Consider the following 21551-nt stretch of genomic DNA (forward strand, 5'->3'; position numbering starts at 1 on the left):
GAAAATTGTTAGCGCAGGAGGATTTAGTTTATGAAAAAAGGAACAATTGCATTCGAAAATGGAGAAGTAATCGAAATTGAGTTTTATCCAGAAGCAGCACCAAATACCGTTGCTAACTTTGAAAAGCTTGCAAACGAAGGATTTTATAACGGTGTAAACTTTCACCGCGTAATTCCAGGTTTCGTAGCGCAGGGTGGAGACCCAACGGGGACTGGAATGGGTGGACCTGGATACGCAATCGATTGTGAAACTGAAGGAAACCCTCATAAGCACGTAGCTGGTTCATTGTCTATGGCTCATGCAGGTAAAAATACAGGTGGTAGCCAGTTTTTCCTTGTTCATGAACCACAACCTCACCTAGATGGTGTGCATACTGTTTTCGGTCAGGTAACAGAAGGAATGGATACAGTTCTTCGTATTAAACAAGGCGATGTGATGAAAGAAGTTAAAGTCTGGGACGAAGAATAGATCAGATGCATAAAAACTAAATACTTTCCTTCGGGGTCGGGTGAAAGTCCCAACCGGCGGTGATGTCTAGCCATGCTAGCTAAGTCCGTGACCCGGTTGCGTAAGCAAACGGTGGATCTGGTGAAAAACCAGAACCGACAGTATAGTCTGGATGGGAGAAGGAAACTTATGACAAATCCCCTTTTGAATCATGGATTCTAAAGGCTTATTTGTCATATCATTTTCACTCCCATAACATTGTTATGGGAGTTTTTTATTCTCCTTCTAATCCGCTAGGGAGAGTAGAAACGGAGTTAATAAGATGGATCATATCGATTTTATGAACACTGCAATTGAAATAGCAAGAAGCACGATAGGTCAAACACGTCCGAATCCTTCAGTTGGCTGCATAATTGTAAATAATGGGCGGATCGTAGGGATGGGAGCACATTTAAAAGCTGGAGAAGGACATGCTGAAATCCAGGCCTTAAAAATGGCGGGTGTTGAATCAAAAGGTAGCACGGTATATGTCACGCTGGAACCGTGTAGTCATCATGGGCGTACGCCTCCTTGTGCCGATGCTCTCATTCACGCTGGTGTTGATGAAGTATATGTGGCTAGCCAGGATCCCAACCCACTTGTAGCGGGCAAAGGAGTCGCCAGGCTAAAATCAGCTGGGATAAAGGTAACACTTGGACTATTGGAGGAAGAGGCACTAAATCTAAATCGGATGTTCTTTCATTATATCTCCCATAAGCGTCCATTTGTTACGTTAAAAGCGGCAACCACACTTGACGGTAAAATAGCCTCACAAACGGGTGATAGTAAATGGATAACCGGAGAAGCAGCGCGAAAGGATGTCCATGCCTTTCGTCATCAGCATGACGCTATATTGGTGGGAATTGGAACGGTGCTTTCTGATGATCCTTCCCTTACGACTCGATATGGACAAGGCATCTCTCCGATTCGAATTGTACTTGATCGTCAATTAAGGATTCCTGAGGATGCACAGGTGTTAAACGATCAGAAAGCAGAGACGTGGATACTTACTACTAAACAAGCGACACAAATAACGAACCGAACGTTCCCTTCACATGTTCAAGTTATTGAAGTGGCTAATCCAGATCTTCCTATTGAAGATGTCTTATCGATTCTTGGGGATCGAGAAATTACCTCTGTTTTTGTAGAAGGTGGATCTCAAGTGCACGGCAGTTTTTTGGAATCTCATGCTTTTCAGCAGGTGATTACATACATCGCACCTAAGCTCATTGGTGGAAAAAAATCTCCAACAGCATTTGGCGCTGAAGGATTTCAAACGATGAGCGAAGCGGTCGATTTAAATATTGATAGCGTAGAGCGCATTGGAGAAGATATTCGTATCATCTCATCAAGGAGGCTTTCTTAATGTTTACAGGTATCGTAGAAGAGATTGGCAGAGTGGAAAGTGTACAGCAAGCAGGTGAGTCCATCGTGATGCAGATCGCTGCATCGAAAGTGTTAACGGATGTTCATCTCGGAGATAGTATTTCGATAAACGGCGTTTGCTTGACGGTTACTTCGTTTACAGATGCTTCTTTTACTGTCGATATCATGCCTGAAACATTTCGTACTAGTAGCCTTCGTCAGCTAGGGCCGAACTCTTCAGTAAATCTTGAGCGCGCAATGTCCGCAACTGGACGTTTTGGTGGTCACTTTGTTTCTGGGCATGTGGATGGTGTGGGGAAAATTACGCGTGTTGAGCAAATTGATAACGCGATATATTATGACATCTCGATTCCTCGAAACTTGTTAATATACTTTGTAGAAAAAGGTTCTGTTTCAGTTGATGGCACTAGTCTTACTGTTTTTGGTATTGGGGAACATTCTCTTACAATTTCACTAATTCCTCATACTGTCGAAGAGACAGTCCTTGGTAAGAAAAGAGTTGGAGATCCAGTGAACATTGAATGCGACATGCTTGGGAAGTATATTATGAAATACCTTGAACAAAGAAATGATTCGAAGCCAGAACCTACGTCTTCACTAGGGAGTCAGTTCTTTGAAGAACACGGGTTTAAATAAGTGATGCAACAGGAGGATAAGGTATGTTCCATACAATAGAAGAAGCCATTTATGATTTAATGCAGGGGCGGGTCGTGATTGTTTGTGATGATGAAGATCGAGAGAACGAGGGGGACTTTATTGCACTAGCTGATAAGGTAACGCCAGAGACCATTAATTTTATGATCACTAAAGGAAGGGGACTTGTGTGTACACCGATTACTGAACAACGAGCTAAAGAGTTGAAATTAAGTCCGATGGTTGATCATAATACTGATTCTCATGGAACAGCATTTACGGTTAGTGTGGATCATAAAAGGACAACCACCGGAATTTCAGCTGCAGAGAGAGCCGCGACGATTCAATTCCTTATTCACCAAGATGCAAAGCCTGCGGATTTTAACCGACCAGGCCATGTTTTTCCTTTGATTGCTAAAGATGGTGGCGTCCTAAGGCGAGCAGGGCATACAGAAGCAGCAGTTGATTTAGCTCGATTATCAGGTTCCTCACCTGCAGGCGTAATATGCGAAATTATGAAAGAAGACGGAGAGATGGCGCGCGTCCCTGATTTGAAACAAATCGCTGAAGAATACGATTTGAAGATGATTACAATTAAGGATTTAATCCAATACCGGAATCGTAAAGATGTTCTCGTTCAGAAAGAAGTAGAAATCGAACTTCCTACAGAATTTGGTTCTTTTCGAGCGGTAGGGTATTCAAACATCATTGATCAGAAAGAGCATGTTGCCCTCATAAAAGGGGAGATTTTTCCTGACCAACCAACGCTTGTTCGTGTTCACTCAGAATGCTTAACAGGTGATGTGTTTGGATCTTTTCGCTGTGACTGCGGCCCGCAGCTTCATGCTGCTTTAGCACAAATTGAAGAAGAAGGGCATGGCGTGCTCCTCTATATGCGACAAGAGGGCAGAGGCATTGGACTTCTTAACAAGATGAAAGCTTATAAGCTTCAAGAAGAGGGTTATGACACCGTTGAAGCGAACGAAAAGCTAGGATTTAAGCCAGACTTAAGAGACTACGGAATCGGTGCTCAGATTTTACGCGACCTTGGTGTCTCGCAAATGAACTTGCTTACAAACAATCCTAGAAAAATAGCGGGATTAACTGGTTATGGTCTTGAAGTATCTTCTCGTGTACCGCTTCAAATGCCTTCTCGAAAAGAGAATGAACGATATCTTAAGACGAAACACAGTAAGTTAGGACATATGCTTCATTTCTAAAGTGTGAAAAAATTAGGAGGTTAGTTAAGATGGGACAAACATTTGAAGGAAATTTGGTTGGATCTGGATTAAAAGTGGGTATAGTAGTAGGAAGATTTAATGAATTTATTACAAGTAAACTCCTTGGAGGTGCTGAAGACGCGTTGAAACGCCATGGCCTCTCAGAAGATAGCATTGATGTGGCCTGGGTGCCAGGAGCGTTTGAGATTCCTTTTGCTGCAAAAAAAATGGTGGATACAGGAAAATATGACGCGATTATAACGTTAGGAACCGTTATACGTGGAGCAACTCCGCATTTTGATTATGTATGTGGGGAAGTTTCAAAAGGGGTAGCGAACTTAACGATGCAGACTGGTGTTCCTGTTATTTTTGGGGTATTAACGACAAATACAATCGAACAAGCTGTAGAGCGCGCTGGTACAAAGGCTGGTAATAAGGGCTGGGATGCAGCAACTGCTGCAATTGAAATGGCGAATTTATCAAAATCATTTGAAGGTTGATTATCAGTTCATTTTTGGCTATGATGAGTATGGTATGCGTTTAAGGGTAGTGAAATGTGTAGAAAAGCCCGGAAGTCACCAAGAATAATAGTGGATTCGATTGTGTGTGATAGCTCAAGAGATCATGCTCACTGCGCTCTTTCGTTACATGGGGTGAACAATCTCATGTAAGTTCGAATAAGTTAAAAACGAAGAGCCAAGAATTACTTTAATGAGGGATAATCATGCTAATTCGTTATAAAAAAGCTCATGAGAAAATAGCCATGGGATTATTGAGTTTTATGCCAAATGAAAAAGATATAAAAAAACTGCAGCAATCAATCAAAGATTATGAAGAAATGGATTCATTGCAGCTTTTTCTTTGGAAAGAAGAAGATATCATTGGATTGCTTGGTATTGAGTGGGTAAACGAGAATGAAGTGGAGCTAAAAGATATTAGCGTTAATCCTTCTCATCGTCACCAGGGGATTGGAAAACAGATGGTCGAAGCTCTGCGGGAAATGCTTAGTGACGAGATATGTATTAAAGGAAATGAATATACAGGTACTTTCTTTGAAAGGTGTCACCTTGAAGAAAACATCAAGTAAACAATATGATGCAGAAAAGGAACGGCTTAGCCGTTCCTTTTCTGTTGTTTTAATAGTTGTTGTTGCTTTCTTTCTTCAATAACATCTGATCGATCTCTACGCGAATGCCGATCGATCAGTTCAATGTCAGCAAGGTCACTCTTGCTACCATACTTACATCCAAGTTCGATACAAGTCGTTTTGCATTTGTTGAGAAGAGCGTTATTGGTAAGAGGAATTTCAAAACTGTTATATGGCAAACCGTCAATGATTCGTTGAAGTTCGGAAGTGAGGTTTTCTGAAAGTTTATCAACATTGATGGCTAGGTTCTCTAGTTCTTCTCTTTCATTTAGGACGATATGTGTCGCATTCGTTATCATTCTCTTTGCACCAGTAAAATTACCGCGTCGATGGTGATAGAGACCAACAGCAATTTGAATAAGCCCAACCCAATGTAGCTTACGGCTTCCTCGAGGGTCTTCCTTCCAATGTTCTTCAAGAATTTCATGACATTCAAAATAGTCACGAAGGCCGTGGAAATGAGCCAGATACTGAATATAAGCTTCTGGATACATAGTCATTCCTCCATTTCTTTTTGTAGTTTAGCACAACTGCGTGAAGCATCGAAAGTGTATGACTTTATCTATCACTTTAAACGAGATCAGTCATCCGTCGTATCGTGTAAATATGATATAATCGGTATACTCGATGGACATGAATAAAGGAAGATGGAAAATGATGCAATATAATGTGAAAGTTGATGCGTTTGAAGGTCCTCTGGATCTACTACTGCACCTTATAAATAAGTACGAAGTTGATATTTATGATATACCGGTCTCACAAATAACAGATCAATATTTAACATTTGTACACACGATGCAAGAGTTAGAGCTTGATGTAGCGAGTGAATATCTCGTAATGGCAGCAACGTTACTTGCGATTAAAAGCAAAATGCTGCTTCCACAAAAAGAAGAAGAAATACTGGAACAGGATCCGGACTTTGAGGATGACCCTCGTGAAGAACTTGTTCAACGACTTGTTGAGTATCGAAGGTTTAAAGAAGCAGCGAATGATCTTAAGAAAAAAGAATCTAGTAGAAGCTTGCTCTATGCCCGCCCTCCAGCTGACATTAGTGAATTTAGCACCGAAGACGATCAAACTTCAATTGGCGATGTCACTCTATACGACATGCTCGCAGCCTTTCAAAAAATGTCAAGACGAGTAAAAGACAAAAAGCCGAAGCGTACGACCGTTCAAAGTGAAGAAATACCAATTGAAGATCGAATGAAGGCGATACGTCATCAGTTACAAGGCGGTCATAGGAAACGCTTTAGCGATCTCTTTAGCGAAGCGGATCGCGGGCATATGATTGTAACGTTTCTCGCTGTTCTTGAATTAATGAAAACGAGAGATGTTGCATGTGAACAAGATCAAAACTTTGGTGAAATCATGATTTTTGAAAGAGAAGGGAAGACGTCAGTGTGACAAAAGAAGAAATAAAAAGCATCATCGAAAGTCTTCTTTTTGTGGTGGGTGATGAGGGGATTACAGTCAAATCCCTATGTGAAACCATATCATTGCAAGAGGACACCCTTCTAGATGCAATAAAAGAACTCCAACATGAATATGATGAAAAAGATCGTGGGTTTATGATTAGCTATATCGGTGGGGGTTATCAGCTAACAACCAATGCTAAAAACGCATCTTATATCGAGAAATTAGTAGATACACCAGGTAATCATACTCTGTCGCAAGCTGCTTTAGAAACACTTGCGATCATCGCATACAAACAACCGATTACGAGAATTGAAATAGAAGAGATTCGAGGGGTAAAAACAGATAAGCCTCTTCAAACTTTAATGAGTAAATTGCTTATTAAAGAAGCCGGAAGAGCTGAAAAAGCTGGAAGAGCAATTCTTTATGGAACAACACGAGAGTTTCTTTTTCATTTTGGATTAAGCTCAATTAAAGATCTCCCGCCACTTCCAGATGGAAGCGAAGATAAGGAGGACGATGAAGCAGATTTATTCTTTGAGAAGTTTCAAGAACTTCCAGAATAGACGGATGTCACTGGTGAAGGAGGATGATCGATGAAAATTATTGATGTCACCTATGAACACCTGGAAAAAGAGCGATCGAATTCCCCGGAGGACTCATTTGTTCGCTCTACTGTCACCTATATCCATGACGGAAATGAAAAGAAATTTCATGTCTTGTATCCTGCTATCTTTAGTGAGACTGCGGAAGCTAAAGGAATATGGGAGTATGAGGTGCCATTACATGAGGCGATTGCTTTGAATCTCCTCTCGTCTTACCCTGGGAGGAAGCGCCTCTATATCAATAGTGAAGACGACTTTTTCAGCACACTTGAAAAGACAAATATACCAGAACTTTACACGACTATATTGAACATTAAGAAACACAATGACGAATAGGGAAATTAGGAGAGATGCCTCGGAATGGAGGCATCTTTTTTGTTAGGTAGATTTTAATTCGGAAACAAGAGGAATAAGTTTTGATCAACTGGAACTTCCTGTATAAAAAGGAGAAGGATTCCGAAAACTAGTTGAAAAGGTAAAAGGAGTAAGAGTCGATGATCTTATCAATCGGGAAATGTTTACCCCCTTATTGCCTCGAGCAAAAGGAAGCGGCCTCATTTGCAAAAAAACAGTTTGGTCAACACTTTAAAGATATCGAACGCCTTCTTCCTGTTTTTGAAAGTGCAGGAATCGATACAAGATATTTTGCGATGCCGCTAGAATGGTATAGTACCGGACCTACTTTTGAAGAGAAAAACGAGCGATACATTACCCTAGCTGTTGAATACGCTAAAAAAGCAGTTGAGGACTGTCTTCAAAATCCATTTTATCTAAATGAGGCAGTAAGCTGTGAAGACGTGGATGCGATCTTTTTTGTTTCAACGACAGGTATTTCAACGCCAAGCATTGAGGCAAGACTGATGAATGTTCTTCCATTTTCTTCTCATACAAAACGAATTCCGATTTGGGGGCTTGGCTGTGCAGGTGGAGCTTCAGGTATTGCAAGAGCACACGATTATTGCCTTGCTCACCCGGAGGAGGCTGTTCTTGTTATTAATGTGGAATTGTGTAGTTTAACTTTCCAACACGGCGACTTTTCAAAAAGTAATCTCATAGGAACAGCCTTATTTGCAGACGGAACTTCTTCGGTATTAATGATTGGAGATCAGTCACCTATTAAAGAACGGACAAACATGAACAGTCTTCCTAAAGTCATTGCTACCCGATCGACATTAATGAAGGATTCGGAAGGTGTGATGGGTTGGGAAGTAAGCAATGAAGGCTTACACGTTGTTTTTTCTAAGTCGATTCCGTCAATCGTCGCAAATTGGCTTGAACCCAATGTATTACAGTTTCTTTCCTCTTTGAATAAAAGCACGGACGAGATTGATTATTTTATCGCCCATCCTGGAGGAACAAAAGTATTAACTGCTTATGAGGAAGCACTGAATTTCAGTCATGCAATGACATCGGTGTCTCGGGAGGTGTTAAGACAGTACGGTAACATGAGCTCCGTCACGGTAATATACGTACTGGATCAATTTCTGCGCAATGGATGTAATGAAGAAGATATTGGCCTTATGGCTGCTCTTGGACCAGGATTCTGTTCAGAATTGGTGCTTTTAAAATGGGAGAAGGGTGGGACGTAAATGGGTCTTTTGTTTGCTGGGATTTTTAGTATTCTTGTCATTCAGCGTTTAGGTGAACTACATCTTGCAAAGAAAAATGAGAGGTGGATGAAAGCAAGAGGGGCGAAGGAAGTAGGTCAGGATCATTACAAATACATTGTATGGCTACACATCAGTTTTCTTTTAGCCGTAGGCATTGAAACCATGATACGTGGCTTTTCATTATCGATGATTTGGATGATGATGTTAGGGATATTTGTTTTTGCACAAGTTCTTCGGTTTTGGACAATTCGAAGTCTTGGAAGGTTTTGGAATACGAAAATCATTGTGCTACCAGAAGCGAATGTCATACAAAAGGGACCTTATCGGTTTATGAAACACCCTAACTATGTCATTGTGGCACTTGAAATCATGTCTCTCCCACTTATTTTTTCCTCTTACATTACAGCGGCTGTTTTTACACTTTTAAATGCTTTCTTGCTATTAAAAGTACGAATACCTGTAGAAGAAAAGGCGTTAAGAGATGTCACAGATTATCAAATTGTTTTTTCAAATGTGAAAGAGGATTGAGAGACATATCCCACCATTTAGGCTCATAGACTTGTACAAATACAGGGCCTAAGGGACGTGGATGTCATGATGAAATCGTTAAACACAAAAATTGGCGTCTTTATTTTAATTGCCGCTCTGCTGTTTCTCATGATTCCAGGAGAGGTATTTGCAAGCGGGATTGGCGTTTCAGCAAGAAGCGCTATTTTAATTGAACAAGAAACAGGGAGAGTTCTTTATGAGAAGGACGCTTATACCCAACGAAGAATAGCAAGTATCACAAAAATCATGACGGCTATTCTTGCTATTGAATCAGGAAAAATGAATGAAAAAGTGACGGTTAGTCATAACGCTGCCGGAACGGAAGGATCCTCTCTTTACTTAAAAGAAGGAGAAAAGATCACGCTTGAAAATTTAGTGTATGGATTAATGCTACGTTCGGGAAATGATGCTGCGGTCGCTATAGCTGAAGAAGTCGGGGGAAGCTTAGAGGGTTTTGTGACGTTAATGAATCAAAAGGCAGAAGAAATTGGGATGTCGCACACCGTATTTATGAATCCACACGGTTTAGATGATCATGAAAATCATCTTTCAACAGCTTATGATATGGCGATTTTAACGCAGTATGCTATGAATAATGAGACGTACCGGATTATTTCAAGCACAAAGGTACATAAGGCTCCCAATGCATCTGAAGATTGGGATTATGTATGGCGTAACAAAAATAAATTATTGAACTTATATTCTGATTCGACCGGAGGGAAAACCGGTTATACGAAACGGGCAAAAAGAACGCTTGTTTCAACAGCAGAAAGAGACGGAATGACCCTAATTGCTGTCACGTTAGATGCTCCTGATGACTGGAATGATCATATTTCAATGTTTAATTGGGGTTTCTCGAACTATGAGCTTACTCTTCTTGAGCCAAAAGGAACCTTAAAGGCCGTGAAAAAAGAACCTTACAAAGGTAACGTAGTTTTAAGTAGGGATCTTACTTACCCGTTAACCAAAGAAGAAAGGAACCAGGTTAAATCAACGATCCAACTCGTAAAACCACCGGATAGAGATAATTGGGATAAGCTTGGTTCAAATGAGCCGGTCGGCATGTATTTCGTTAAATTAAATAATGAAACAGTCATTAAAGCACCAATCATATATGAGTCAACTAAGAAAGAAGCGAAAGGATTTTGGAAATTATTTAAAGACCTATTTACGATTGACACCGGGCGTGAGTTAAATGGTTAATCTCATCTGGGCTGGTTTATTTCTACTAGGTATCCTCTACGCGCTTATGAATGGAACGATGGAAGAAGTGAATAAAGCAATCTTTACAGGTGCAGAAGAAGCAATAGCGGTCTGTATTGGGTTGTTGAGTGTTCTTGTCTTTTGGCTTGGATTAATGAAAATTGCTCAAAAATCTGGACTGCTTGACTTATTGGGGAAGGGATTTAAACCCATTGCTAAAAAACTTTTTCCTGAAGTACCACCAGAGCACCCAGCAATGGGGTATATTCTCTCAAACATGATGGCAAACATGTTTGGGCTTGGAAATGCAGCTACACCAATGGGGATAAAAGCAATGGAAGAACTTAAGAAGCTTAATCAAATGAAAGATAACGCATCGAGATCCATGATTACGTTGCTAGCTCTTAACACCTCTAGTTTAACACTGATCCCAACTAGCGTAATCGCAATTAGGATGAAGTATGGTTCTGTATCACCGACGGAGATCGTAGGCACCACAATTGCTGCAACAGCGTGTTCGACTATTGGAGCAATTCTCATTGATCGTTTTTTTTATAGAAGAAGCAAAGGGAGGGATTCGATGTGAATGCATCAATATGGATCATTCCTTTGATGATTGGCTTTATTCTAGCGTATGGAACGTGGAAGAGAGTTCCGACCTATGAAACGTTTGTGGAAGGCGGCAAAGAGGGGCTTTCCATTGCAGTTTCAATTGTTCCATATCTTGTTGGAATGATGGTTGCTATTTCTGTATTTAGAGCTTCAGGAGCAATGGCTTTTCTAAGCAGTTTATTAAAAGTGCCGTTAGAGGCGATTGGAGTACCTACTGAAATTGTTCCGTTAGCCCTTATCCGCCCTATTTCTGGGACAGGTGCGCTCGCCATGACGACGGATATCATTAGTACTTATGGGCCAGATTCATTTGTTGGAAGGTTAGCTTCTACAATGCAGGGGAGTACGGATACGACGCTTTATGTGATAACGGTCTACTTTGGAGCGATCGGTATAAAACGGATGGGAAATGCATTGAAAGTAGGACTGCTAGCAGACCTTGTAGGAATGGCAGCAGCGGTTATTTTTGTCACCATCGTTTTTGGATAAGAGCCATCTCATGCGATGGTTCTTTTTTATGTTGACTGAAGGTTTGGAACATTCCAGTTTGAGCATAATAAATGATAGAATGAATCTGTGCTTGAGGTTTGACTGTGACAAGAGTATGATGTTTTAGTGAGGTGAATTTGATGGAACGTTTGCAAAAAGTAATTGCTCAAGCTGGAGTAACGTCTAGACGAAAAGCAGAAACATTGATTGAAGAAGGTCGAGTGAAAGTTAACGGCAAAGTCGTAACGGAGCTTGGCACAAAGGTATCTGAACGCTGTAAAATCGAAGTGAACGGGATTCCGGTAGAACGAGAAGAACCGGTTTATTTTTTGTTTTATAAACCAACAGGTGTCATTTCAACAGTAGAAGATGATAAAGGAAGAAAAGCGGTCACCGATTATTTCCATGAAATCGAAGAGCGCGTTTTTCCTGTTGGAAGACTTGATTACGACACGTCAGGGGCCCTGCTCCTAACAAATGATGGTGATTTTGCGAATAAGCTCATGCACCCAAGTTATCATGTTGATAAGGTGTATGTGGCCAAAGTGAAAGGCTTAATGAACAAAGAAACTATTCAAAAGCTTGAAAGAGGTGTCCAGCTTGAAGATGGCAAAACCTCTAAAGCACGCGCAAGAATCTTGTCCGTTGATAAACAAAAGGAGAAATCGATTGTAGAACTAACGATTCATGAAGGGAAAAACCGTCAAGTCCGTCGTATGTTCGAAACATTAGGTTATCCTGTACAGAAGTTAAAGCGAGAACGATATGGATTTTTAGAACTTACTGGCATGAATCCTGGAGATTATCGTGAGCTAAAACCTTACGAAGTGAAGCAGCTTCGTAACCAAGCTGTCACACAAAATTCAAAAAAACGATAAGGTGACCCCTTAACGACACGTTATAGTGAGAGTAGTATTGCTTTGTTTGATTGGAGTTGGTTCGATGAAAAAGAAAAACCGGCTGATCGTGCGGACTGTTATATTGGCAATTGTCTTTATAGCAGTCGGCTATACGTTCTATACAAACTTCTTCGCAAATGAAAGCGGAATCGTACAGGCCGGAGATCAGGCACCTAACTTTATTTTAACGGATTTAGAAGGAAATGAAGTAGAGCTTGAAGACTACAGAGGAAAAGGTGTCTTTTTGAATTTCTGGGCAACCTATTGCGAGCCTTGTAAAGATGAGATGCCAGCAATGGATAAAAAGTATAAAGAATACAAAGAAAAAGGCGTCGAGATCCTTGCAGTGAACGTTTCAGAACCTAAATTGACTGCAGAAAGTTTTGCTGATCGGTATAATCTTAGTTTTCCTGTGTTGCTTGATAAAAGCAATGATGTAACCAATCACTATGGAGTTGGGCCAATTCCAGTAACCTTTTTAATTGATAAGGATGGAAAGGTCGTTCAAAAAACGGAAGCTAGTCTTTCAGAGAATGTTATTGATAGCTATATGAAGCAAATCCAACCGTAATGGGGTGTTCCAATGAGCGACAAAAACATCACCTGTGAATGCGGACATGTAAACCCTTATGGAACTGAGATATGCGAAGTATGTGGTAAACCGCTTCAAGGAGATATAGAATCTAAGAAACTGCTTAATATGAGATACGAGGGAAGTGCGCGGAGGTCTCAAACATACAAAACGACGATCATTGATAAGATCTGGAACTTTTTTTCGTCCGTTAAGGTTGGAATATGGATCATCATATTATTACTCGTTGCTTCTGCAATAGGCACGATCTTCCCACAAGAAATGTACATACCACCACTGTCAGACCCGACAGTATATTACAAAGAACAATATGGCGTACTTGGCCAACTGTATTATGACCTTGGTTTTCATAATTTATACGGCTCATGGTGGTACATGCTTTTAATTGCTGCACTCGGACTATCTTTAATTGTTGCAAGTCTTGATCGATTTGTTCCATTGTACCGCTCATTAAAAAAACAGCGTGTCATTCGTCATGAGAGCTTTATGAAACGCCAAAAATATTTTGGTGTTACAGAAATTAATGAAGATACGGCAGAATTACAGGATATTAAAAAAGCTTTAGAAAATAAGCGGTATCACGTAAAAGAAGAAGATGGTCACCTTTTCGCTGAGAAAAACCGATTTTCGAGATGGGGACCATATGTGAATCATATTGGACTTATACTTTTTTTGATCGGTGGCATGCTTCGCTTTTTCCCTGGAATGTATGTGGATGAAGTTCTCTGGTTAAGAGAAGGCGAAACAGAAAAAATTAAAGGCACTGAAGAGGCTTATTATTTACAAAGCGATGGGTTTATATTAGAAACCTATGACAATAACGATGAAAAATTCAAAAATGCGATAGAAGAATCAGGACAAGCTGCTGTTGCGAAAAACTACCAAACAGATGCTGTGTTATATAAGCAGGTTGGGGAAAGAATTGCCGGAACTGATCCGAACCTTGAGAAAGTAAAAGAGCATCCTATTCAAGTCAATAAGCCTCTTAAGTTCGATGGTTATGCGATTTACCAAGTAGATTATAAGTTAAATGAACTTCAATCGATGTCCTTTACAATGGACAATAAGGAATCCGGGGAATCTGTCGGAGACCTTACGATTGATTTGTATAATCCAGAAAAATCATATGATCTTGAGAATGGGTATCGTGTAGAAGTAATGGATTATTTTCCTGATTTTGAATTTAATGACGATGGTGAACCGACGACTAAATCGAAAGTTCCCAATAATCCTGCATTTATTCTAAACATGGTTTCACCGGATCACCCGGATGGAGAAGTAGCTTTTGTTGCCATTAAACAGAATTTAGAGCCGCTCGGGGAAAATGATTACAAAATGTCGTTTCAAAATGTAGATACAAAAAATGTGTCTGGACTTGTTGTAAGGAAAGACAACACGTTATGGATTCTCGGAATCGGCGGAGCCATCTTTATGATCGGTGTTATTCAGGGAATGTACTGGAATCATCGTCGAATCTGGATTCGAAGAAAAGAGCATGACATCTGGTTATCTTCTCACACCAATAAAAACTGGTATGGACTAAAACGTGAGCTTGAAAGTATCACGTCCCAAACTGGACTTCAAATGCCAATGGATCAGGCAGAACAAAAGAAATAGATGATTAGCACGAAGGGAGGCAAGATAAGATGGCTCAATTAAGCAGTAACTTGCTTTATGTCGCTTTCTTTATCTACTTTGCAGCGAGTATCATTTTTGCTATTTCTCTATTCGGAAGAAAATGGAGAAAATCAGATGAAGAAACTCACGCAAAAAAATGGGGAATGTGGGGCTTTGCTTTATCCACGATCGGATTTCTTTTTCAATTGAGTTATTTTATTACGAGATGGATTGCAGCTGGGCATGCCCCGGTTAGTAACTTATTTGAATTTACAACATTTTTCGGGATGGCAATGGTTTTTGCATTCTTGATTATCTACTTAATCTATCGAAGTAATGTTATCGGCGTATTCGCCATGCCAGTCGCTATTATTGTCATCGCTTATGCAAGTGTATTTCCATCAGATATTCAACCGCTGATCCCAGCTCTGCAAAGCAATTGGCTTAAAATTCATGTCACTACAGCAGCTCTTGGTGAAGGGATTTTATCCATAAGTTTTGCCGCGGGACTTGTTTACCTTGTTAAAACGGTAAATCAATCGAAAGCAAGCAAGTCGACTTTTTGGCTTGAATTTGTGATGTACTCTTTAATTAGTACGATTGCGTTTGTTGTTCTTTCACTTGGTTTTGAAGCAGCTGGATATTCCTCTACTTATCAATTTGTTGATCAGAATGAGCAACAAGTGACAGTAGATTATACGTTACCAGCGCTCGCTGGTCCAAATGATGGGGAATACGTAAGTGGTAATGAATTTGGACCTCTTTTTGAAGCGCCTGGCTGGATGAAGGGAGAAAAAGCTGCTCATAAACTGAATACGTTAATTTGGTCAATGGTTGGTGGACTCGTCTTTTATGCCTTGATTAGGTTGATTTTACGCAAGCGAATTGGCGCAGCTATTCAACCTGCCCTTAAAAATGTAAACGAAGAACTTGTAGATGAAATACAATATCGAGCTGTTGCGATAGGGTTTCCAGTTTTTACACTTGGCGCCCTCATCTTCGCAATGATTTGGGCACAGGCTGCCTGGACAAGATTTTGGGGATGGGACCCTAAAGAGGTTTGGGCACTGGTGACGTTCCTCTTTTACGCGGCATACCTGCACCTACGTCTATCAAGAGGCTGGCAAGGTGAAAAATCAGCTTGGCTTGCAGTCGTTGGGTTTGTGATTATTATGCTAAATCTAGTGGTCGTTAATCTAGTTATTTCTGGTCTTCACTCTTATGCATAACAAAGAAAACCTTCACGAATAGTGAAGGTTTTCTTATAAGCTGAAGGTGGTAGTCAGTTCAGTTATTACCCATGGTTTACTGGCATATTGTGACTGAGGATAAATAGCATCACTTCCTGGCGCTGGTCTGACAGGCTAAATACATGGTAGAATAGAACACATGAGCTCATGTAGGAGGTAATCTTCTTGGAAAAAGATGCACGAATATTAATTGTAGATGACGAAGAGCGTATTCGTAAGTTACTACGTATGTATCTAGAAAGAGAAAACTATGAAATTGAAGAAGCAGAAAATGGTGAACAGGCACTCGAAATTGCGATTGAGGAGGACTTTGATCTCATTTTGCTTGATCTCATGTTACCAGGAATGGATGGCATTGAAGTTTGTCAGCAAATGCGAGAACAAAAAGCGACCCCTGTCATTATGTTAACAGCGAAAGGGGAAGAAGCTAACCGTGTTCAGGGATTTGAAGTAGGAGCAGATGACTATATTACCAAACCATTTAGCCCGCGGGAAGTCGTACTTCGAGTGAAGGCATTGCTAAGAAGGTCTTCAACGACTAAATTTCTACAAACAGAAACAACCACTAAAAACGTGATTGTGTTTCCGCATCTCACGATTGATCATGATGCCCATCGAGTCCTAGCAGAAGAGCAAATCATTAATTTAACACCGAAAGAATATGAGCTTTTGTATTACCTTGCAAAAGCCCCGGATAAAGTGTTCTCTCGTGAAGACCTATTGAAAGATGTATGGAATTATGAATTTTTTGGAGATCTTCGTACCGTTGACACTCATGTAAAACGACTGAGAGAGAAATTAAACAAAGTCTCTCCAAAAGCAGCTGCGATGATCTCAACAGTTTGGGGTGTTGGGTATAAGTTCGAGGCAGTTAAAGACTAATGATTTGGAGAAGTGTAGTTGGTAAGCTCTGGCTGACTATTATCCTATTGGTTGCGTTTGTATTATCCATTTTAACGATTTTGTTACTTCAATTTTTCGAAGATTTTCATGTTGAAAAAGAAGCTGAACAGATGGAGAGACTAGCTAATAAAGTGGCATCTGTTATAGAGCGATATGATGATCGTGATCAAGCGCTTGAAACCGCCTGGGAAATTACGGACTTTTACCCTACGAGGGTGATGATCATTGATAAAGAAGAAAGCGGAGAATTATGGTATTCACCTAACTCGCATGGACTACCAAAATTACCATTGGAATTATTTAAAGAAGATCCTATTCTAAAAGATGTTTTTACTGAACGAACAACCGTTGTGAAACAGGGAGATTTTGAAACGGATCTCGATCCTGAGTCGCATAATGAGCTCTTGATTGTAGGAGTGCCAATGGAAATTGATGGGGAAGATGATAGTGCTGTGTTTTTATACCAATCCCTTGATGTTATTGCGAAGACAACCAGTCAGGCTCGGAATTTAATCTACATAGCTGCTGGAATTGCTATTGTGTTAACAACTATTTTTGCTTTTTTCTTATCAACCCGTATAACTGCTCCATTACTCAAAATGAGAGAAGCAGCTACTCAGGTAGCTAAAGGGAAGTTCGATACAAAAGTTCCAATGGTGACTCATGATGAGATAGGCGAACTTTCTGTTGCGTTTAATCGTATGGGACGACAGTTAAATAATTATGTTACCGCATTGAATCAGGAGAAAGAGCAGCTTTCGAGTATTTTGAGCAGTATGGCTGATGGGGTTATTACCTTTGATAAAACAGGTGCGATTTTAAGTACGAATCCACCTGCTGAACGATTTCTAAAAGCTTGGTACTACGAACAGGGAATGGAAGAGGATCCTGAAAGGGAAGTGCCGGAGGATATCAATGAATTGTTCAGTTTAGTCGTCATGCTTGAACGTGAGCAGCTGACTGAAGTGGAGTTTCAAGGAAGAAGTTGGGTTGTCGTGATGACGCCTCTCTATAATCAGTCTACAATTCGAGGGGCAGTTGCGGTATTTCGCGATATGACAGAAGAACGTAGGCTTGATAAGTTAAGAAAAGACTTCATTGCGAATGTCTCACATGAGTTACGAACGCCAATTGCGATGCTGCAAGGATATAGCGAAGCGATTGTGGATGATATCGCGAGCAGTGAGGAAGAGAAGAAAGAAGTAGCTCAAATCATTTATGATGAATCCCTCAGAATGGGAAGGTTAGTGAATGAATTGCTCGATCTTGCTAGAATGGAAGCAGGTCACAATGAATTACATTATAGCTCGGTTCATTTACAAGATTTTGGCCAAAGGATATTACGAAAATTTTCTGGTCTTGCGCGTGATCGTGATGTAAATCTAAAGTTCCACGTCTCGAATCAGGATCGAATGTTGATGATTGATCCGGATAGAATCGAACAGGTACTTACGAATTTGTTAGACAATGCTGTAAGGCATACACCAGGTGAAGGTGAAGTGAGCTTACTAATTACATCACTTGAAAAAGGCGTCCAATTTGACGTCACAGACACAGGATCCGGCATTCCTGAGGATGACCTTCCATTTGTATTTGAACGCTTCTATAAAGCTGATAAAGCGCGTACAAGGGGTCGAGCAGGAACTGGTCTAGGATTAGCGATTGCTCGCAATATTGTTGAATCTCATCTAGGTCATATTTCCGTTCACAGTAAAAGCGGAGAAGGGACCACATTCTCGTTCTTTATCCCAGATAAGTCAGAGTGACAGGCGCTGAACGAATAATGAAAGCTTCCGTGAATTGCGGAAGCTTTTTTGGTAAAGAAAATGAGGAGGAAAGATCGAAAACAAAGAGGGAAAGGTATCCTTTCTTCCCGTTAATACGTTACAATAATAATGGAAACTGTCAAACTAGTGCGATAAAAGGAGCTGAAGCTATGTATACGGATTATCATAATCATCTTGAGAAAGGTACATTAACTCTAGACTATTTATCTCAGTTTGTTGAGGAAGCAAAGCGAAAGAATGTGAGTCATTTTGGTATTTCTGAGCATGCTTATCATTTTTTTGAAACGCAAAATATTTTAAGTAATCCATGGGTGAATGAACGAAGATGGTACCACATGGAGGATTATGTTCGTCTCTTTCAACAAGCTGAAGAGAAAGGCATGAACGTTAAAATGTCTATTGAAATGGATTACACACCTGGGAAACATCAAGAGATGAAAGAATTTATTTCTAGTTATAACTTTGATTACGTAATTGGATCAATTCATTGGGTGGATGATTTTGGCATTGATTTAGCAGAATATCGTCATCTTTGGGATGAAAGAGATATTAACACGGTCTACCGTAACTATTTTGATCAAGTTGTTACGCTAGCAGAATCAAATTTATTTGATATCGTTGGCCATCTTGATTTAGTAAAGATTTTTAAATACAAGCCTAAAAGCCGCGACTTTCTCCTAGAACAATATGATCGAGCAACAAATGCGTTATCCCAATCAAAAACATGTGTTGAAATAAGTACAGCAGGGTTAAGGAAGCCTGTAGGAGAGCTCTATCCCGATCCTGTGCTTTTAAAAATGTGCTACGAGAAGGACATTCCGATTGTTCTCTCATCAGACGCTCACGTGCCTACAGACGTAGGGGCAGATTATGATCAAGCCGTAGCTCTGGCGAAGTCGGTAGGGTACTCTAAGTTAATGACGTTTGAAAAAGGGGAGCGAAAATCAATCGCCTTATAGAAAAAAGGAACAAGAGTTAGTCGCTCTTGTTCCTTTTTATTACCATTAAACACCACCAATTTGTTCAACCTTCACGATATCCTGTACGGCTTCTAGCGTTTCCTCAATATTCTTCGGTAATGGTGCATCAAACGATAACATCATAATCGCTTCACCACCGGCGGTTTTTCTCCCTACTTGCATGGTGGCGATGTTGACTTCATGTTCACCAAGCACTTTTCCAACGTTACCAATAACTCCGGGGCGGTCATTGTGTTGAATATAGAGAAGATGACCCTGAGGGTGGAAGTCAATATCAAACCCATTTAATTGCGTGATTCGATCACCATATTCTTTAATATAAGTTCCTTGAAGAGAGAAGGCTTCTTTATCTCCTTTTACTGAAACCGAAATAAGGTTTGAATATCCATGAGTTTCAGAACTGTGCTTTTCGCCATAAGTAATTCCTCTTTCTCTTGCGATTGAAGGCGCATTAACTTCATTTACTGTCGTATCTAATCTTGACTTTAGGAAAGAGGCCATCAAGTTTCTTGTTAAAATAGCGGTATCCAATTCAGTCAGTTTACCGGCATAAGTGACTTCTACTAGATTCACCGCAGATTTCATACATTGAGACAGAATGCTACCCATTTTACGAGTAAGCTCATAATAAGGCTTGATTTTTTCATATTCTTCCTTAGAAAAACCTGGTAAGTTAATGGCGTTTCGAATCGGTTTTTCTTTTAGAAAATGGAGGACCTCATCAGCAACCTGAGCAGCTACGTTAAGCTGAGCTTCTTTTGTAGAAGCGCCTAAATGTGGAGTGGCAATTACTTGATCATAACGAAGAAGTGGATGGTCGGCTTCTGGTGGTTCTGCAACAAAAACATCTAGTGCTACACCACCAATGTGTCCTGAATCCAAATATGGAATAAGGGCTTGTTCATCGATAATACCACCACGAGCGCAGTTGATTAAGAATACCCCTTTTTTCGTTTTGGCAAGGGTTTCTTCATTTAAAAGACCACGGGTTTTATCCGTTAACGGCGTGTGAACAGTAATGATATCTGCTACTGCAAGTAAATGATTAAATTCAACAGACTGAACATCTAACTTTTCAGCTCGATCATTGGTTAAGAATGGATCAAAAACGACAACGTCCATCCCAAAAGCTCTGGCTCGTCTAGAAAGTTCAGTTCCAATGCGTCCCATTCCAACAATTCCAAGTGTTTTTCCACTAAGTTCCGTACCAACGTATTGCTTTCTCATCCATTTCCCGCTTTTTAAAGAAGAGGTTCCTTGCGGGATGTTTCGAGCTAAAGAAGCCATCATTGCAAAAGTATGTTCTGTCGTAGAAATCGTATTTCCATCCGGAGCATTTACAACAATGACGCCTCGCTTTGTTGCTGCATCAATATCAATGTTATCTACTCCAACGCCTGCTCTCGCAACAATTCTTAATGCTGGCATTTGGTCAAGCACTTCTGCGGTTACTTTTGTAGCACTTCTGACAAGCAAAGCTTCATACTGATCAAGACGATCACTGTAATCATTTAAAGATCCAATGTCACATGTGAGTGTACTTTCATTTAACAGCGGCTGTAAACCATCTTCTTTAATACCATCAGTTACTAGAACGTAAGCCAACTTCTCCACTCCCTTTGTCTCTCTCTTCGCATTTTTTAGAAAACTAATACTTTACTTTTTATCATGAAAGCACTAAAGTGTCAATTTCTATAGCGATATTTCCTAAGGAAACTTATAAATAAAAAAATCCCCGATTAAAAAATCAGGGATTTCTAACAAGAATTATTCAAATTTTGTTGCGTCTCCATCAAAAGACTCGTCAGCAATTTTGATGGAATCAGTAGGACAACCTTCAAACGCATCCATCATATCTTCGTGAAGTACTTCAGGAATCTCAACGATTCCCTCGTTATCATCAAGTGTTACAAATGCAATACCTTCGTCGTCATAATCATAAATATCAGGTGCTGCTGCGCCACAAGCTCCACAGGCAATACATGTGTCTTTATCTACAATAGTATACTTAGCCATGATTTTAACCTCCTATTCAATACTTCTATATGCCTTTCATCGTCCTTTTATTCGCAAATGAAAGTTTTTAATAATCTTATTGTAAAGGTCATGCCTTGACTTTTCAATAGTTTAATCCTTTTATTAACACCTATTTGAGTCTTACCCGGTTTTA

At 40.1% G+C, this 21551-nt stretch carries 24 protein-coding genes and 1 riboswitch; of the genes, 21 read left to right on the plus strand and 3 right to left on the minus strand.

Features of this window, described 5'->3' with window-relative positions:
* Positions 1-30: 30 nt before the first annotated feature.
* The 6 genes from LC090_RS09030 (at position 31) to LC090_RS09055 (ending at position 4812) form a co-directional block, all read left to right on the plus strand.
* The gene (locus LC090_RS09030) at positions 31-468 is read left to right on the plus strand and encodes a peptidylprolyl isomerase (RefSeq protein WP_226657312.1); all 438 of its coding nucleotides are present in this window, start codon (positions 31-33) and stop codon (positions 466-468) included.
* Positions 469-490: 22 nt separating this feature from the next.
* A riboswitch (FMN riboswitch) is annotated at positions 491-635 on the plus strand.
* 134 nt (positions 636-769) lie between these two features.
* Positions 770-1852: a bifunctional diaminohydroxyphosphoribosylaminopyrimidine deaminase/5-amino-6-(5-phosphoribosylamino)uracil reductase RibD gene (ribD, locus tag LC090_RS09035; RefSeq protein ID WP_226657315.1), complete on the plus strand. Its 1083-nt coding sequence runs from the start codon at positions 770-772 to the stop codon at positions 1850-1852.
* Positions 1852-2508 (plus strand): riboflavin synthase, encoded by a 657-nt coding sequence (gene ribE, locus LC090_RS09040; RefSeq protein WP_226657317.1) that lies wholly within the window; start codon positions 1852-1854, stop codon positions 2506-2508. The genes ribD and ribE overlap by 1 nt, the downstream gene beginning before the upstream one ends.
* Before the next feature lie 23 nt (positions 2509-2531).
* Positions 2532-3725, plus strand: a complete 1194-nt coding sequence (locus LC090_RS09045; RefSeq protein WP_226657319.1) for a bifunctional 3,4-dihydroxy-2-butanone-4-phosphate synthase/GTP cyclohydrolase II — start codon at positions 2532-2534, stop codon at positions 3723-3725.
* A 29-nt stretch (positions 3726-3754) separates the two neighbouring features.
* Entirely contained in the window at positions 3755-4225 is a 471-nt protein-coding gene (ribH, locus tag LC090_RS09050; RefSeq protein ID WP_226657321.1) for a 6,7-dimethyl-8-ribityllumazine synthase, read from the plus strand.
* Positions 4226-4449: 224 nt separating this feature from the next.
* The gene (locus tag LC090_RS09055) at positions 4450-4812 is read left to right on the plus strand and encodes a GNAT family N-acetyltransferase (protein WP_226657323.1); all 363 of its coding nucleotides are present in this window, start codon (positions 4450-4452) and stop codon (positions 4810-4812) included.
* Positions 4813-4838: 26 nt separating this feature from the next.
* Here the strand turns inward: LC090_RS09055 and LC090_RS09060 are convergent, their stop codons facing one another.
* The gene (locus LC090_RS09060) at positions 4839-5366 is read right to left on the minus strand and encodes a DUF309 domain-containing protein (protein WP_226657325.1); all 528 of its coding nucleotides are present in this window, start codon (positions 5364-5366) and stop codon (positions 4839-4841) included.
* Between the two features lie 163 nt (positions 5367-5529).
* Here LC090_RS09060 and LC090_RS09065 point away from each other — a divergent pair, with 163 nt between their 5' ends.
* From LC090_RS09065 to LC090_RS09135, 15 genes are all read left to right on the plus strand, one after another.
* The gene (locus LC090_RS09065) at positions 5530-6276 is read left to right on the plus strand and encodes a segregation/condensation protein A (RefSeq protein WP_226658431.1); all 747 of its coding nucleotides are present in this window, start codon (positions 5530-5532) and stop codon (positions 6274-6276) included.
* Positions 6273-6851: an SMC-Scp complex subunit ScpB gene (gene scpB, locus LC090_RS09070; protein WP_226657327.1), complete on the plus strand. Its 579-nt coding sequence runs from the start codon at positions 6273-6275 to the stop codon at positions 6849-6851. Before LC090_RS09065 ends, scpB begins: the two co-directional genes overlap by 4 nt.
* Before the next feature lie 30 nt (positions 6852-6881).
* Positions 6882-7226, plus strand: coding sequence for a hypothetical protein (locus LC090_RS09075; protein ID WP_226657329.1), 345 nt, complete (start codon positions 6882-6884; stop codon positions 7224-7226).
* A gap of 158 nt (positions 7227-7384) precedes the next feature.
* The gene (locus LC090_RS09080; RefSeq protein WP_226657331.1) at positions 7385-8479 is read left to right on the plus strand and encodes a type III polyketide synthase; all 1095 of its coding nucleotides are present in this window, start codon (positions 7385-7387) and stop codon (positions 8477-8479) included.
* Positions 8480-9028: an isoprenylcysteine carboxyl methyltransferase family protein gene (locus LC090_RS09085; RefSeq protein ID WP_226657333.1), complete on the plus strand. Its 549-nt coding sequence runs from the start codon at positions 8480-8482 to the stop codon at positions 9026-9028. It begins immediately after the preceding gene.
* Between the two features lie 66 nt (positions 9029-9094).
* The gene (locus LC090_RS09090; RefSeq protein ID WP_425590643.1) at positions 9095-10252 is read left to right on the plus strand and encodes a D-alanyl-D-alanine carboxypeptidase family protein; all 1158 of its coding nucleotides are present in this window, start codon (positions 9095-9097) and stop codon (positions 10250-10252) included.
* A complete protein-coding gene (locus tag LC090_RS09095; RefSeq protein ID WP_226657335.1) occupies positions 10245-10838 on the plus strand; it encodes a nucleoside recognition domain-containing protein in 594 nt (197 codons plus the stop codon). The genes LC090_RS09090 and LC090_RS09095 overlap by 8 nt, the downstream gene beginning before the upstream one ends.
* A 26-nt stretch (positions 10839-10864) precedes the next feature.
* A complete protein-coding gene (locus tag LC090_RS09100; protein ID WP_226658433.1) occupies positions 10865-11353 on the plus strand; it encodes a spore maturation protein in 489 nt (162 codons plus the stop codon).
* Between the two features lie 140 nt (positions 11354-11493).
* Positions 11494-12231 (plus strand): pseudouridine synthase, encoded by a 738-nt coding sequence (locus LC090_RS09105; RefSeq protein WP_226657337.1) that lies wholly within the window; start codon positions 11494-11496, stop codon positions 12229-12231.
* 64 nt (positions 12232-12295) lie between these two features.
* On the plus strand, positions 12296-12823 hold the full coding sequence (gene resA / locus LC090_RS09110) for a thiol-disulfide oxidoreductase ResA (RefSeq protein ID WP_226657340.1): 528 nt from the start codon (positions 12296-12298) through the stop codon (positions 12821-12823).
* 12 nt (positions 12824-12835) lie between these two features.
* Positions 12836-14461: a cytochrome c biogenesis protein ResB gene (resB, locus tag LC090_RS09115; protein WP_226657343.1), complete on the plus strand. Its 1626-nt coding sequence runs from the start codon at positions 12836-12838 to the stop codon at positions 14459-14461.
* 29 nt (positions 14462-14490) lie between these two features.
* Positions 14491-15690: a c-type cytochrome biogenesis protein CcsB gene (gene ccsB / locus LC090_RS09120; RefSeq protein ID WP_226657347.1), complete on the plus strand. Its 1200-nt coding sequence runs from the start codon at positions 14491-14493 to the stop codon at positions 15688-15690.
* A gap of 186 nt (positions 15691-15876) precedes the next feature.
* A complete protein-coding gene (locus tag LC090_RS09125) occupies positions 15877-16593 on the plus strand; it encodes a response regulator transcription factor (RefSeq protein ID WP_224591781.1) in 717 nt (238 codons plus the stop codon).
* Positions 16593-18380, plus strand: coding sequence for an ATP-binding protein (locus LC090_RS09130; protein ID WP_226657349.1), 1788 nt, complete (start codon positions 16593-16595; stop codon positions 18378-18380). The genes LC090_RS09125 and LC090_RS09130 overlap by 1 nt, the downstream gene beginning before the upstream one ends.
* Positions 18381-18550: 170 nt before the next feature.
* Positions 18551-19360, plus strand: coding sequence for a histidinol-phosphatase (locus tag LC090_RS09135; RefSeq protein WP_226657351.1), 810 nt, complete (start codon positions 18551-18553; stop codon positions 19358-19360).
* A 45-nt stretch (positions 19361-19405) separates the two neighbouring features.
* Here LC090_RS09135 and serA read toward each other — a convergent pair whose 3' ends face one another.
* On the minus strand, positions 19406-20986 hold the full coding sequence (serA, locus tag LC090_RS09140) for a phosphoglycerate dehydrogenase (protein WP_226657353.1): 1581 nt from the start codon (positions 20984-20986) through the stop codon (positions 19406-19408).
* A 162-nt stretch (positions 20987-21148) separates the two neighbouring features.
* A complete protein-coding gene (locus LC090_RS09145; RefSeq protein WP_098444014.1) occupies positions 21149-21397 on the minus strand; it encodes a ferredoxin in 249 nt (82 codons plus the stop codon).
* Between the last annotated feature and the right edge of the window lie 154 nt (positions 21398-21551).

This window comes from Guptibacillus hwajinpoensis (assembly GCF_020524165.1).
Taxonomy (GTDB): Bacteria; Bacillota; Bacilli; order Bacillales; family Guptibacillaceae; genus Guptibacillus; species Guptibacillus hwajinpoensis_D.